Source organism: Wolbachia endosymbiont (group B) of Ennomos erosarius, from assembly GCF_964026905.1.
In the GTDB taxonomy this organism is placed as follows: Bacteria; Pseudomonadota; Alphaproteobacteria; order Rickettsiales; family Anaplasmataceae; genus Wolbachia.
Window position 1 is genome coordinate 752332 of the sequence record NZ_OZ034708.1, and the last position, 12800, is coordinate 765131.

Consider the following 12800-nt stretch of genomic DNA (forward strand, 5'->3'; position numbering starts at 1 on the left):
AAATTGGAAAACATACATTATTACATTTAGCTGCTGAAGAAGGCCATACAGAAATAGTAAAATTCTGATAGCAAAAGAAGCAAATGTTAATGCAGTAGGGAGATATGGTAATACTCCTTTACATTTAGCTGCTGAAAAAGGCCATACAGAGATAGTAAAAATTCTGATAGCAAAAGGTGCAAAAGTTGATGCAGTAGCTGGAGGTAGAGGTGGACGGACTCCTTTACACTTGGCTGCTGAAGAAGGCTGTACAGAGATAGTAAAAATTCTAATAGAAAATGGAGCAGATCCTTTAATAAAGGATGAACATGGTAAAACTCCAAGAGACTTAGCTCAAGATGATGTTATAAAGAAACTTCTAGAGGAAGCAGAAGAAACACAACTGGGAAAACGAGCATTTAAAAAAAGCGTTTTTTATGGTGGTTTGACAGCATTATTAACGCGAATTCTGGATTAAAGGAGAATAGAAAAGGCAAGAAAACAGGGTAAACTCAGCAGTTATAAAAAAACAGATGAGGTTAACCATGGAAGATATAACAAACTGTTTTGTTTGGTCGATGATTTTTGCAGAGATATAGAGAAAAATTTTGCAGGTAAACTACTGCCAAATGGTAAAAAACCCACAAGAACAACGGAAATTGAGCACTCCGAAATCATGACAATAATCCTGCTATATCAACAATCTCCGTGTAAAAATTTCAAAACTTTCTATCTACATTACCTAACGTTGCTCTACAAATCAGAGTTTCCAAAGTTGCCTTCATATACCAGGTTTGTTGCTCTAAAGCCTAGGGTTTTGTGGCATTTAGCAATGTTGTTGCATTGGCTTTGTGGACAGTCAGAAAACACTGGAATTTCATATATAGACACAACTCCCATTGCAGTTTGTCATGCAAAAAGAATATCCAAAAACAAAGTTTTTGCTGGAATTGCAAAATTAAGCAAGAGTACTTACGGCTGGTTTTTTGGTTTCAAATTACATATGGTAATCAATGAAAATGGTGAAATTCATTCACTTACGCTAACAAAAGGCAATGTTGATGATAGGATACCTGTGCCAAATCTGACGGAAAAATTAACCGGCCTTTTGTTTGGTGACAAAGGTTATATTGCAAAAGAGCTTTTTCAGAAGCTGTTTGACCGAGGTTTGAAACTTGTTACCAAGGTGAAAAAAGGTATGAAAAATGCATTGATTTCGCTAAATGAGAAGATTTTACTGAGAAAAAGGTCTATCATTGAGACTGTTTTTGGTTACCTAAAAAATAGACTAGAAATTGAACACACTCGCCATAGATCCCCTGTTAATTTTTTGGTTCATATCTTTTCTACTCTCATTTCCTATTCCATCAAATCCAAAAAGCCTTCTATTTCCTATACTTTCTTCCTTCCTTAATCCAGAATTCGCGTTTTTAGGTTAATAAAATTATATGGACAAGATGGTGTAAAAGAGTGGAAAAAGAAAGCAATTTATGGAAAGAGATCTTACATAGAAGGATTTTTCTCAAGGTTGAAGCAAGTATTTGGATTTAGCTTTAGGAATAAATCTGAAGTAAATCGTGAAAAAGAATTACTAATTAAGTGCTATTTGCTCAACAAATTCACTGATATTGGTATGGCTAAATTTGAAATCATTACATAAATTTGTCGTAAACCATCACTGCTTAAGGTGCTATGCAACAAAGCCATCCCAGTGTCTGGGCACTGGGATGACATCCTTCTGGTAGGCTCAAATTGTAATGTTCGTACAGTTGTGGAATGAATCACGGTATGACGGTTTGCGGCGGCATGACGATAACCTCGTCATCTTGCTACTAGTTAGCGCCGCGGCGGTATAGCTATAAATTGTTGATATCTTTTTTATATCACATTTTTAACTTACAATAGTTAGCCAGCGTTTCTTACATTAACCAAATCTTTCAAATTCTGCACTCACCACTACCTATAACTCACTTTCACACAATATTGATTGTTCTTAAAAAGCAATCTAACATTTTTCATTCCTTGATTACGAAGCTTCGATGCAGCTGATTTAGCAGCCTGAGCACTTTTAAAAAATGCGACATATCCTTTACTTTCTGCACTGTCTTGTTTTGGGTGACGTTTCTGCATTTCTTTTTCATATTGCTTTCTGTAATGAGGAGTATTTTGTATCAATTGTTCTGACATCTTTCTTAGGTATTGGACTTTTACCTTTGCAAGCCCTACTTTATGAAATCCTAAGACTTGAGCTGCTTTTTCTGATAAGTCTATTATTCTGCCTTCAATAAATGGTCCTCTATCGTTAACCCTTGTAACAAGCTTTCTTCCATTTTCTAAATTAGTGACAAGAACAAAGCAGGGTAGGGGCAAAGTCTTATGCGCTGCAGAGATCAAGTGGCGGTTAAACACTTCACCATTTGCTGTAAGCGTGCCATGATCTTCTATTCCATACCACGATGCTATTCCTATTTCTTCGTGATGTTTACAGTTTTTTGGGTGATAAGTTATACCATTTATTGTGTAGCTGCTGCCAATTTTGTAATGACCTGCAGTGCAATTAAACCTGTTGCTAAAACTGCAACTACTTATCAAAACAAATGTTAGACATAGAAAGGTTAGGTTTTTTATCATTGTATTCGGTAAGAGGGCTCGATACTATGAGGATTTTAAATTATACTATAATAAATTTAGTAATGAGTAAACATCTACTGCTAAATATTAACAAAACTCAAAAAGGAATAATACATATTATTGGTATAGGTGGAATCGGAATGAGTGCCATTGCTGAAATTCTCCATAATTCCAATTACAAAGTTCAAGGCAGTGATGCGCAGTCAAACGACAATGTAGATAGGTTACAAAAGCTAGGTATAGAGGTTTATATTGGTCACAATGCTAATAATACAAGCCAAGCTCAAATAGTTGTACATTCTTCTGCAATAGAATCTGATAATGTGGAGTTAATTGCGGCAAAAAATAACAATAAAACCATTTTGCATAGATCAGACATACTTGCTGAACTTTTAAGAGATAAATATGTGATAGCAGTTTCAGGTTCAAGTGGTAAGACAACGACAACGGCAATGATTGCTTCCATTTTTGATCATTCTAATATCGATGCAACTGTAATTGTGGGAGGAATACTAAATTCATACCAGAGTAATTCAAGACTTGGAGGTAGTGGCATTTTTTTAATCGAAGCTGATGAATCAGATGGAACTATGCTAAAAATTCCTGCAAATATTGCTGTCATAACGAGTATTAACGACGATCATATGGATCATTATGGTACATTTGACGATATTAAAAATGCGTTTTCTCAGTTTATAAGCAAAGCAGATTTTGCAGTTTTGCCTGATTCTGTAGGCATTAATTATGATGCAAGTAACTCTATGATGTTTGGATTTGAGGGTGCCAATATTAAAGCTGTTAATATTAAGCAGCATGCTAACAGCATAGAATTTGATGTATTGAACAACTGGATTCCAGTATCAAGTACTGGAATGACAGAAGAACAGGTGTCATCCCATCACCTTCTGTCATCCCAGTGCCTGACACTGGGATCCAGAAACATAAAAAATGTAATACTAGCAAACGCAATAGGGATGCATAAGGTCAGCAACGCCTTAGCTGCAATATCAGTTGCGATAAAGCTCGGAATTAGCGATGCAGACATTAAAAAAGGCCTTTTTGAATTCAAAGGAGTAGCAAGAAGATTTTCTTTAATTGCCGATATTAAGGGTGTTAAGCTAATTGAGGATTATGCTCATCATCCAAACGAAATACAAGCAACTTTAACAGCAGCACGTTCGATTACCAAAGGAAAGATAATAGGAATTATCGAACCACTTCGTTTTGCTCGCATTCGTAATTTTTTTGATGAATTCATACGAATTTTCATGATATTTGATTATGTCATCCTCACCCCTGTTCATCCCCCAGAAGACAAGCCTATTCCTGGTTGTGGGATTAATGATATACAAGAAGCTTTAATCAGTAATGGGTTTGATAGCGTAAAAATCATGAATGATTCTCTACTCATTTCACATTTTATTAGTGATTCGACAAGTCCAGGTGATATAGTATTATTTATTGGTGCTGGTAGTAATATAGCTAAATTAGCAAAGGAAGCTGCGAAGCTCATAGCAGAAACTATACAAACATCTAGTTAAACGATAGAATAAATGCAAGTACCGGTGTCATTCCAGTGCTTGACACTGGAATGGCTTTGTTGCATAGCACCTTAAGCAGTGATGGTTTACGACAAATTTATGTAATGATTTCAAATTTAGCCATACCAATATCAGTGAATTTGTTGAGCAAATAGCACTTAATTAGTAATTCTTTTTCACGATTTACTTCAGATTTATTCCTAAAGCTAAATCCAAATACTTGCTTCAACCTTGAGAAAAATCCTTCTATGTAAGATCTCTTTCCATAAATTGCTTTCTTTTTCCACTCTTTTACACCATCTTGTCCATATAATTTTATTAACCTAATAACGCGAATTCTGGATTAAGGAAGGAAGAAAGTATAGGAAATAGAAGGCTTTTTGGATTTGATGGAATAGGAAATGAGAGTAGAAAAGATATGAACCAAAAAATTAACAGGGGATCTATGGCGAGTGTGTTCAATTTCTAGTCTATTTTTTAGGTAACCAAAAACAGTCTCAATGATAGACCTTTTTCTCAGTAAAATCTTCTCATTTAGCGAAATCAATGCATTTTTCATACCTTTTTTCACCTTGGTAACAAGTTTCAAACCTCGGTCAAACAGCTTCTGAAAAAGCTCTTTTGCAATATAACCTTTGTCACCAAACAAAAGGCCGGTTAATTTTTCCGTCAGATTTGGCACAGGTATCCTATCATCAACATTGCCTTTTGTTAGCGTAAGTGAATGAATTTCACCATTTTCATTGATTACCATATGTAATTTGAAACCAAAAAACCAGCCGTAAGTACTCTTGCTTAATTTTGCAATTCCAGCAAAAACTTTGTTTTTGGATATTCTTTTTGCATGACAAACTGCAATGGGAGTTGTGTCTATATATGAAATTCCAGTGTTTTCTGACTGTCCACAAAGCCAATGCAACAACATTGCTAAATGCCACAAAACCCTAGGCTTTAGAGCAACAAACCTGGTATATGAAGGCAACTTTGGAAACTCTGATTTGTAGAGCAACGTTAGGTAATGTAGATAGAAAGTTTTGAAATTTTTACACGGAGATTGTTGATATAGCAGGATTATTGTCATGATTTCGGAGTGCTCAATTTCCGTTGTTCTTGTGGGTTTTTTACCATTTGGCAGTAGTTTACCTGCAAAATTTTTCTCTATATCTCTGCAAAAATCATCGACCAAACAAAACAGTTTTGTTATATCTTCCATGGTTAACCTCATCTATTTTTTATAACTGCTGAGTTTACCCTGTTTTCTTGCCTTTTCTATTCTCCTTTAATCCAGAATTCGCGTTTAAGGTGCTATGCAACAAAGCCATTCCAGCGTCACGCGCTAACTTAAATTGTTCAATACAACCATAAAATTTGTTTCGGTAAACCTAATTTGGGTTAGCTATAGAATTAAATATTAAAAAACCTTGATTTATAATTAAATAAAGGTGATATAATCTATGTGTTACTTGACTTCAGTCAAGTTTTAATATTTAAAGGTCAATATTTTAAATGGAGGTGGAAATGAGTTTAGGACCATGGCAATTGTTTCTAGTCTTAATAATAATTTTAGTTCTGTTTGGTGCAGGCAAATTACCGCAAGTTATGGGTGATTTAGGAAAAGGCATCAAAAACCTTAAACAGGAGCTTAAGGACTCAGAAAAATTATCGCCTAACGAACCAGATCGTTAGCGTCCTCATACTTCGTGACATGCACCTTAGTGCATGTCATCTGTTTAAAAACTTAGTCAGGTTAAAGAATGAAAGAGATGAAGTGTTGGTATGAAATAAATAACAAATATTGAAATACAGCAACAACTATGTTAGCTTAGAAGGAATATTTTATTAAAGGATAATTGTGCAAAAAAGTGAGAAACTAACTAAAGATAAAAAACTAGCTTCTGATATTCTAAAAGAGGTTGCAGATACCAATAACAATGATAGCGATAAAGTAACTTTGTTTGACATTAAAACAGCTTTGCATGAGCGCGGTTTTGGTATTTTAATAATCATCTTCTCCTTGCCGCTATCGGCGCCTATACCGGTTCCACCTGGTTATACAACTATTCTTTCTATACCTTTAATCTTATTCTCACTGCAGCTTCTATTTGGATTTGATTCTCCTTGGATGCCCAGTTGGCTAGAAAGAAGATCTTTTCAGCGTTCAACACTAGCTCTTGTGGTAGAGAAAACTTCCCCTGTATTAGAAAAAATAGAAAAATTCATGAAGCCAAGACTGTCTTTCATTTTCTATGGGCCTGGTGAGAAGATTCTGGCTTTTATGATGTTGCTTTGTGCAATAATAATAGCTCTTCCATTACCTTTTACTCACTTCCTTCCTGCAATTGGCACAACTCTTATTTCACTTAGCATTATGAGTAAAGACGGGTTTCTATCCATATTGGGAGTTTTAGTATCATTGTGTGCGTTGTTGCTTACTCTTGTTGTAATAGTCAAAGGACCACAACTTATAACCGGAGCACTTTCTCTTCTTAAAAGCTTTACAACACTTTAACAAAAGAACGAATTACTAGCGCAAAATGAATAATGCATATTGAAATATGGCAATAATTATGTTAGTTAGAAAGAATAGTTTTATTAAAGAGTAACTGTGCAAAAAAGTAAGAAACTGACCGAAAATAAAAAATTAGCTTCTGATATTCTAAAAGAGGTTGCAGATACCAATAACAATGATAGCGATAAAGTAACTTTGTTTGACATTAAAACAGCTTTGCATGAGCGCGGTTTTGGTATTTTAATAATCATCTTCTCCTTGCCGCTATCGGCGCCTATACCGGTTCCACCTGGTTATACAACTATTCTTTCTATACCTTTAATCTTATTCTCACTGCAACTTTTATTTGGATTTGATTCTCCTTGGATGCCGCATTGGTTGGAAAGAAGGTCTTTTCAGCGTTCAACACTAGCTCTTGTGGTGGAAAAAACTTCTCCAGCATTAAGAAAAATAGAAAAGTTCATGAAACCAAGAATGTCTTTTATTTTCTATGGGCCCGGTGAAAAGATTTTAGCTTTTATAATGTTGCTTTGTGCGTTATCAATAGCTCTTCCATTACCTCTTACCAACTTTATTCCTGCAATTGGTACGACTCTTATTTCACTTGGCATTATGAGTAAAGATGGGTTTCTATCCATATTGGGAGTTTTAATATCATTGTGTGGGTTATTGCTTACTACTTGTTGTAGTAGTCAAAGGGCCACAACTTATCATTGGGGCATTTTCTTTTCTCAAAAGCTTCGTGTATGGTTAGGCTTTACAACACTTTAACAAAAAAAAAGGAACTTTTTACACCAATCGATAAAGATCATGTGAAAATGTATGTTTGCGGACCAACAGTATATGACACAGCCCATATAGGCAATGCACGGTCTGTTGTTGTGTATGATGTGTTATTTCAGCTACTTAAGTTTTGTTATGGCAAAGTTACCTATGTGCGTAACATAACCGACATTGATGATAAGATAATTAATGCAGCAAGTGAGAAAAATAGCAACATAGAAAGTATAACCACATATTACATTAAAGCTTTTCATGATGATATGGAAAGCATAAATTGTAAAGAGCCAACACACGAGCCAAAAGCAACGGAAAACGTAGATTATATTATAGAATTAATTGAACATTTGCTGCAATCAGGTCACGCTTACGAATCTGACAAACACGTGTATTTTAATATAGAATCTTACCATGAATATGGTGCTTTATCAGGAAAAAAAACTGATGAATTGGTTCCAGGTAGCAGAGTTGAAGTTAATGAAAATAAAAAGCACCCTGGAGATTTTGTACTGTGGAAACCTGCAAGTGATATTGACTACAAACTTTCAAGTTATTGGAATAGCCCATGGGGAGAAGGAAGACCAGGATGGCATATAGAGTGTTCAGCGATGTCATATGCTTACCTTGGCAAAGATTTTGATATTCATGGTGGCGGCATAGATTTACAATTTCCTCACCATGAAAATGAAATCGCACAGAGTAAGTCTGCATTTGCTGGATCAATGTTTGCAAAATACTGGATGCATAACGGTTTTCTTACAGTAAATGAAGAAAAAATGAGCAAGTCCTTATTTAATATAGTCAAAGTAAGGGATTTGCTAGATAGTGGAATAAAGGGTGAAGTAATACGCTATGCACTGCTCAAAACTCACTACAGAAAACCACTTGATTGGACAGAAAACGTTATTTCTGATGCACAGGAAACCTTAAATAAATTTAATCGGTTATCACGTGGTTTAGATACAATAAATATTGATGAAAGTAATGCAGAGATTTCTAAAGATTTTATAGACGCTTTAAAAAACGACTTAAACATTCCTGAAGCCCTAGCTATATTACATGAAATGGCTGCAAAAATCAACAAAATGAGTAATGAAAGTGAAAAGCTTAAATTAACTGAGAGTTTTGTTAAGAGTGCCAGATTTATTGGTCTTCTTGAGTCAAGTTATCAAGAGTGGTTTGCTGTGGATGTAAATCATCAAGAAATAGAAAGGTTGATAGACTTAAGAAAAATTGCAAAAAAAAATAAAAATTACGATACTGCAGACAAAATAAGGGATCAGTTGAAACAAATGGGGATTACAATTTCTGACAATGAAGATGGTACAACAACTTGGTAACTTATATGGAAGATTACTTTCTGCTGTTTAAAGACAGCCTATTATCATCATTAGTCTTACCCATACATCAAGGTTTTGTGTTCAATACCATGCTTTATTTCAGGTCGTATTACACTCCACTACTTATGTTATTTTTTGGAGTACTAGGATCAAGCCTTGGTGGAATAGTTAATTGGTACTTAGGTAAAATAACAATCTCTATACGAAAATCATACCACAAATTAGAAAACGAATATACAATGCCAAAAGTTACAAAAAATTTGCTAATTTTTGCAACTTTATTACTTTCGTGGGTGCCAGCACTTGGAAGTGTGATTCAAATTTTATCAGGTTATTTTAAGTTAAACCTTTATATCCTTGCCCCTTTAATCATTCTATCTAATTTCTTCTATTTGTTATATCTAATACTTACTTTTGGCGTATAACAGCTATAGTACTACAGCCATTAAAGCCCACTTCTGTCATCCTATGGCCTGACAGAGGCTGAGCTATAAATTAAATGCAAAATTTCAATAGTCACGGGATGCACCATGAGCTAAAAGTAACTTTATTTGAAAAAATTTCTCTTATACAAATATCATCAGGAGCAAGGTAGGACATTTGTAATTTTCCAAATTACAAATGTTGTTTTAGTATAACAGTCACTTTTATATTTGGATTGAAAGTCAAGCAGTTTCTCTGCTTCTTCTTCATACTCTTTCAGGTAGTCACTAACACTAATTTTTTTCTTACTTCTACGACTTAGTACAATATTGCTTTCGTTTATATATTTTACTGCTTGCCCCAAAGCTAATGGAAAATACTGCAATTCTTTTGTTAGTTTTTTTATTTCTTCATCTTGTAAATTATTTCTTATATTCAAAGCCTTCTTCACAAACCTCAAAGCTTCTGTTTCAGTAAACTCATCTAATTGTATTACTTGTATCTTACCTTCCTCTTCTCCTACTTTCCAATCTTTACTACGAGAAGTAATTAATACGCAAGGCTTGTTATAGTCCTGGCCTAAAGAGAATGGCAAAAACTTACTAATATCCTCATATCCCTCAGCATTATCAAAAATGAACAGGCTTTTCCTTCCCCTTCTTGCAAAGAAAGCATATATTTCTTTAACAATAGTTTCTATCGTCTTGTCATTTCCGTACTTATCCTGGGGAGGAATACCTAGTTTATCATCCTCAGCTAACTTCAGAAAAGAATTCTTCATAATTCCAAAGTTTTCAGCGTTTACCCATACAACATTGCCATCATAATGTTTTCTATACTCATAAGCATATTTCCTAGCTAACTCACTTTTTCCTATTCCTCCAAGACCACCGATAACAACCATTTGTGATATTGCCGTTAGTTTGCCAGTACTTTCATGCAATTTACCATATATTTCTTGCAATTCGCTGTCCCTCCCAACAAACATCTCAACTGGATATACCATATTAAACTGAATAGGCTTCTCTATCTGCTTGTTATTCTGTGTTGTTGCAACTGCATGCATTTTATGCAGTATTTTACTATCCTTACGCTGTTGTTTTGCTATTTTACCTATTTCTTTATTCCCTTTCTCTACTTCTTGTCTTATCTCACTTAAAGTACTAGCACACATCTCTACTTTTCGGAAAAGCTCTTCGCCTTCTTTATGTGAAAGGAAACGTCCTTCTCTATCCTTCATCCAACCCCATATTTTCATAAAAAGCGCGTTGTAAGCAGTTTCGTCATTACCAAAGTAGTTGAACTTTTCGATCAATTTGTTACTTATCTCATTTTTGATTAATCCTTCCAGTTCAGCATGGTTAGGTAAATTAACTGCAAACACCAATTTATCTAGAAATTCCTCTATTTTCTTATTTATTTCTCCATCGCTAACTTGTCCACCTACCTCACCCTTTATAAAATCCATATTCTCCTGCAAGTGTGAGATAATACTATTATCAAATTTATATCTTACACTACTGCCTATATTCAGAAACTCATCTTCTGTGTTCATCATTGTAAATGAAATTCCCTTATCTGCTAGACTTTCAAAGTCAAAACCGACATTTGTGGCAATAACAAAATCTTCTATTTCACCCTCGAACTTTCCTCTACTTTTGATTTTTAAATAAGCAACAAGATATTTTACTAAGCTGAATTCACTACTTTTTCGCCATGTTAATAAGTCACCTATGCTGATTTTTCTGTGTCCATCTTGCTTGTGCTTGATTTGTATGAATCTATGTATTATTCTTCTGTTTTGTTCATACCGAAGAACAATATCACCAAAACCTTCAGCTAACTCCATTTCCGTAGCCAAGAGGAAAGGACACTTTTTATCCATCGCACGTTCGAGAAAGAATATGAGCCACAATTTTTGATAGGTAATACCATGGTAAAAGCGTTTTACCTCTCCAGCAGGATAACCTTCGGGCACCTTATCTAACTTTTCACTCAAAATTGAATTCACGACATCAGGGCTGGCTTTTCCTTTGGTAAGTTTCATAACTTCGCCGACAAAGAATCCGTATAATCTTGTTTTACCGCTTTTGTATTCTTGAACCCTATCTTGGTTGCTATTGATGATTGTGTCGATAACTTCTGATACTTGACCTTTATTGGTTATTTGCTTTAGGTCCTGCTCTTCTATGATGAGAGATGCAGGTTTGCCAGTTTCAAACATACTATCGAATACTTGTTTGCCAAGTTTAGCAGAGATTGTTCCATCAACGATAAAATCTAAGAGTTCGGACAAAGCATTTGCTTTGATTGGGGAGCTCACAATATCAATATTTGCTTTATTTAAACGACCGAAAAGCTCTACAGTTAACCAGGTAACCGCGAGCTTTGAATCATGTTTTTTTATCAATTCCTCAAAGTAATCAGCGGTTGCCTTATCGGAAGTAATGACGTTTGCATCGTATTCATTGATACCTAATTCCTCAATGTATCGCAGCTTTTTTTGATCTGGCAACTCGGGCAAAGATGATTGAATTAAATCAATCTTCTCCTGGCTTACCTCAACAGGTAATAAATCAGGCTCAGGGAAGTATCTATAGTCGCTTGCATCCTCTTTGTTTCGCATCACTTTTGTTTTTCCCGAAGCAACGTCAAACAATAAGGTATCCTGACTTATTTCTTCCCCACTTTCTAAAATTTCAATTTGTCTTTGTATTTCATAGTCTATAGCTTGCACAATATAACGTATCGAGTTCAGATTTTTTATCTCACAACGAGTGCCAAATGTGCTACTGCCTTTTAGGCGGACAGAAACATTTGCATCACAACGAAGTGATCCCTTTTCCATATTACCATCACATGAACCAATGTAACGCAAAATCTGCCTCAATTTTTTCATGCATTCTGCAGCTTCTGAAGATGAACGGAGATCTGGTTCTGAAACAATTTCCATTAAAGCAACTCCTGCACGATTTAAATCCACATAAGTTTTGCTTTCCTCATGAACGCTCTTCCCTGCATCTTGCTCTAAATGAATTCTCGCGATTCTTATTTCCTTTTCATTGTCGTTGATAAATACTCTACCATTTTTAACTATTGGCTCAAAAAACTGGGTTATCTGGTAACCTTGCGGTAAATCGGGATAAAAATAATTTTTCCGATCAAAGTAAGAACACTTATTAATTTCTGCAGAAAGTGCAAGACCGGTGCGTATTGCTTGCTCTATGCAGTAATAATTTAGTATTGGCAGTGTACCTGGCATTGCCGCATCAACTAGAGAAACTTGAGTGTTATGCTCAGCACCAAACTCCGTTGATGAGCTAGAAAATAGCTTCGTATTAGAAGAAACTTGAGCGTGCACCTCAAGCCCAATTACCGCTTCCCAATCCTCTTTCGTCATGTATTTTATTTAAATGATAATCTTAATATTCTGCAAAATTAACACAAAAAGTCAAAACAAAACCCACATTTTTATTTTTTTGTCTTAACTTTTTAACCTATAGTAATTAAAGTGCAAAAAATCTATTGTTTTTTTATAAATTAAATCCTAAGGCATTTTTTACTGTAGATTAATCATTTGATTATAGTATCATTTTA

At 34.8% G+C, this 12800-nt stretch carries 12 protein-coding genes and 2 pseudogenes; 9 read left to right on the plus strand and 5 right to left on the minus strand.

Annotation, left to right across the window (positions count from 1 at the left end; genetic code table 11):
* Positions 1 to 67: 67 nt before the first annotated feature.
* The 3 genes from AAGD95_RS03920 to AAGD95_RS03930 all read left to right on the plus strand — a co-directional run bounded on the left by AAGD95_RS03920 (position 68) and on the right by AAGD95_RS03930 (position 1639).
* Positions 68 to 457 carry an ankyrin repeat domain-containing protein gene (locus AAGD95_RS03920; protein ID WP_341818829.1) on the plus strand — a complete coding sequence of 130 codons (390 nt, stop codon included), beginning with the start codon at positions 68 to 70 and terminating at the stop codon, positions 455 to 457.
* Between the two features lie 84 nt (positions 458 to 541).
* On the plus strand, positions 542 to 1393 hold the full coding sequence (locus AAGD95_RS03925; RefSeq protein WP_410542088.1) for an IS982 family transposase: 852 nt from the start codon (positions 542 to 544) through the stop codon (positions 1391 to 1393).
* A 114-nt stretch (positions 1394 to 1507) separates the two neighbouring features.
* On the plus strand, positions 1508 to 1639 hold the full coding sequence (locus AAGD95_RS03930) for a hypothetical protein (RefSeq protein ID WP_265015624.1): 132 nt from the start codon (positions 1508 to 1510) through the stop codon (positions 1637 to 1639).
* Between the two features lie 296 nt (positions 1640 to 1935).
* Here AAGD95_RS03930 and AAGD95_RS03935 read toward each other — a convergent pair whose 3' ends face one another.
* On the minus strand, positions 1936 to 2610 hold the full coding sequence (locus AAGD95_RS03935) for a septal ring lytic transglycosylase RlpA family protein (protein WP_320157466.1): 675 nt from the start codon (positions 2608 to 2610) through the stop codon (positions 1936 to 1938).
* Between the two features lie 26 nt (positions 2611 to 2636).
* On the opposite strand from AAGD95_RS03935, the gene murC reads away from it, so the two are divergent.
* Positions 2637 to 4151, plus strand: coding sequence for a UDP-N-acetylmuramate--L-alanine ligase (murC, locus tag AAGD95_RS03940; protein ID WP_341818830.1), 1515 nt, complete (start codon positions 2637 to 2639; stop codon positions 4149 to 4151).
* Positions 4152 to 4248: 97 nt separating this feature from the next.
* Here the strand turns inward: murC and AAGD95_RS03945 are convergent, their stop codons facing one another.
* Positions 4249 to 4380 (minus strand): hypothetical protein, encoded by a 132-nt coding sequence (locus AAGD95_RS03945; RefSeq protein ID WP_265015624.1) that lies wholly within the window; start codon positions 4378 to 4380, stop codon positions 4249 to 4251.
* A gap of 114 nt (positions 4381 to 4494) precedes the next feature.
* Positions 4495 to 5364, minus strand: coding sequence for an IS982 family transposase (locus tag AAGD95_RS03950; RefSeq protein WP_341818263.1), 870 nt, complete (start codon positions 5362 to 5364; stop codon positions 4495 to 4497).
* Between the two features lie 305 nt (positions 5365 to 5669).
* Between AAGD95_RS03950 and AAGD95_RS03955 the strand changes: the two genes are divergently transcribed.
* The 5 genes and pseudogenes from AAGD95_RS03955 (at position 5670) to AAGD95_RS06470 (ending at position 9205) form a co-directional block, all read left to right on the plus strand.
* Positions 5670 to 5837, plus strand: coding sequence for a twin-arginine translocase TatA/TatE family subunit (locus AAGD95_RS03955; protein ID WP_265025453.1), 168 nt, complete (start codon positions 5670 to 5672; stop codon positions 5835 to 5837).
* 166 nt (positions 5838 to 6003) lie between these two features.
* Complete coding sequence (locus AAGD95_RS03960) at positions 6004 to 6660, plus strand: exopolysaccharide biosynthesis protein (RefSeq protein WP_341818264.1); 657 nt, start codon at positions 6004 to 6006, stop codon at positions 6658 to 6660.
* A 96-nt stretch (positions 6661 to 6756) separates the two neighbouring features.
* Positions 6757 to 7414: pseudogene (locus AAGD95_RS03965) on the plus strand (exopolysaccharide biosynthesis protein).
* Positions 7407 to 8780, plus strand: coding sequence for a cysteine--tRNA ligase (cysS, locus tag AAGD95_RS03970; RefSeq protein ID WP_341818265.1), 1374 nt, complete (start codon positions 7407 to 7409; stop codon positions 8778 to 8780). The pseudogene AAGD95_RS03965 and the gene cysS overlap by 8 nt, the downstream one beginning before the upstream one ends.
* A gap of 5 nt (positions 8781 to 8785) precedes the next feature.
* Positions 8786 to 9205, plus strand: a complete 420-nt coding sequence (locus tag AAGD95_RS06470) for a DedA family protein (protein WP_410542074.1) — start codon at positions 8786 to 8788, stop codon at positions 9203 to 9205.
* 155 nt (positions 9206 to 9360) lie between these two features.
* On the opposite strand, the gene AAGD95_RS03975 is transcribed toward AAGD95_RS06470, so the two are convergent.
* Positions 9361 to 11088 carry an NB-ARC domain-containing protein gene (locus tag AAGD95_RS03975; protein ID WP_341818831.1) on the minus strand — a complete coding sequence of 576 codons (1728 nt, stop codon included), beginning with the start codon at positions 11086 to 11088 and terminating at the stop codon, positions 9361 to 9363.
* Between the two features lie 99 nt (positions 11089 to 11187).
* Positions 11188 to 12603, minus strand: a pseudogene (gene gatB / locus AAGD95_RS03980) (Asp-tRNA(Asn)/Glu-tRNA(Gln) amidotransferase subunit GatB); the annotation flags it as partial.
* Positions 12604 to 12800 lie beyond the last annotated feature (197 nt).

What these genes read in the sequence shown, in the direction of transcription:
- cysS (WP_341818265.1), top strand. Translation starts at nt 7,407, where the DNA reads ATGGTTAGGCTTTACAACACTTTAACAAAAAAAAAGGAACTTTTTACA.
- AAGD95_RS03975 (WP_341818831.1), bottom strand. Translation starts at nt 11,088, where the DNA reads ATGGATAAAAAGTGTCCTTTCCTCTTGGCTACGGAAATGGAGTTAGCT.
- AAGD95_RS03955 (WP_265025453.1), top strand. Translation starts at nt 5,670, where the DNA reads ATGAGTTTAGGACCATGGCAATTGTTTCTAGTCTTAATAATAATTTTA.
- AAGD95_RS03935 (WP_320157466.1), bottom strand. Translation starts at nt 2,610, where the DNA reads ATGATAAAAAACCTAACCTTTCTATGTCTAACATTTGTTTTGATAAGT.
- murC (WP_341818830.1), top strand. Translation starts at nt 2,637, where the DNA reads ATGAGGATTTTAAATTATACTATAATAAATTTAGTAATGAGTAAACAT.
- AAGD95_RS06470 (WP_410542074.1), top strand. Translation starts at nt 8,786, where the DNA reads ATGGAAGATTACTTTCTGCTGTTTAAAGACAGCCTATTATCATCATTA.
- AAGD95_RS03950 (WP_341818263.1), bottom strand. Translation starts at nt 5,364, where the DNA reads ATGGAAGATATAACAAAACTGTTTTGTTTGGTCGATGATTTTTGCAGA.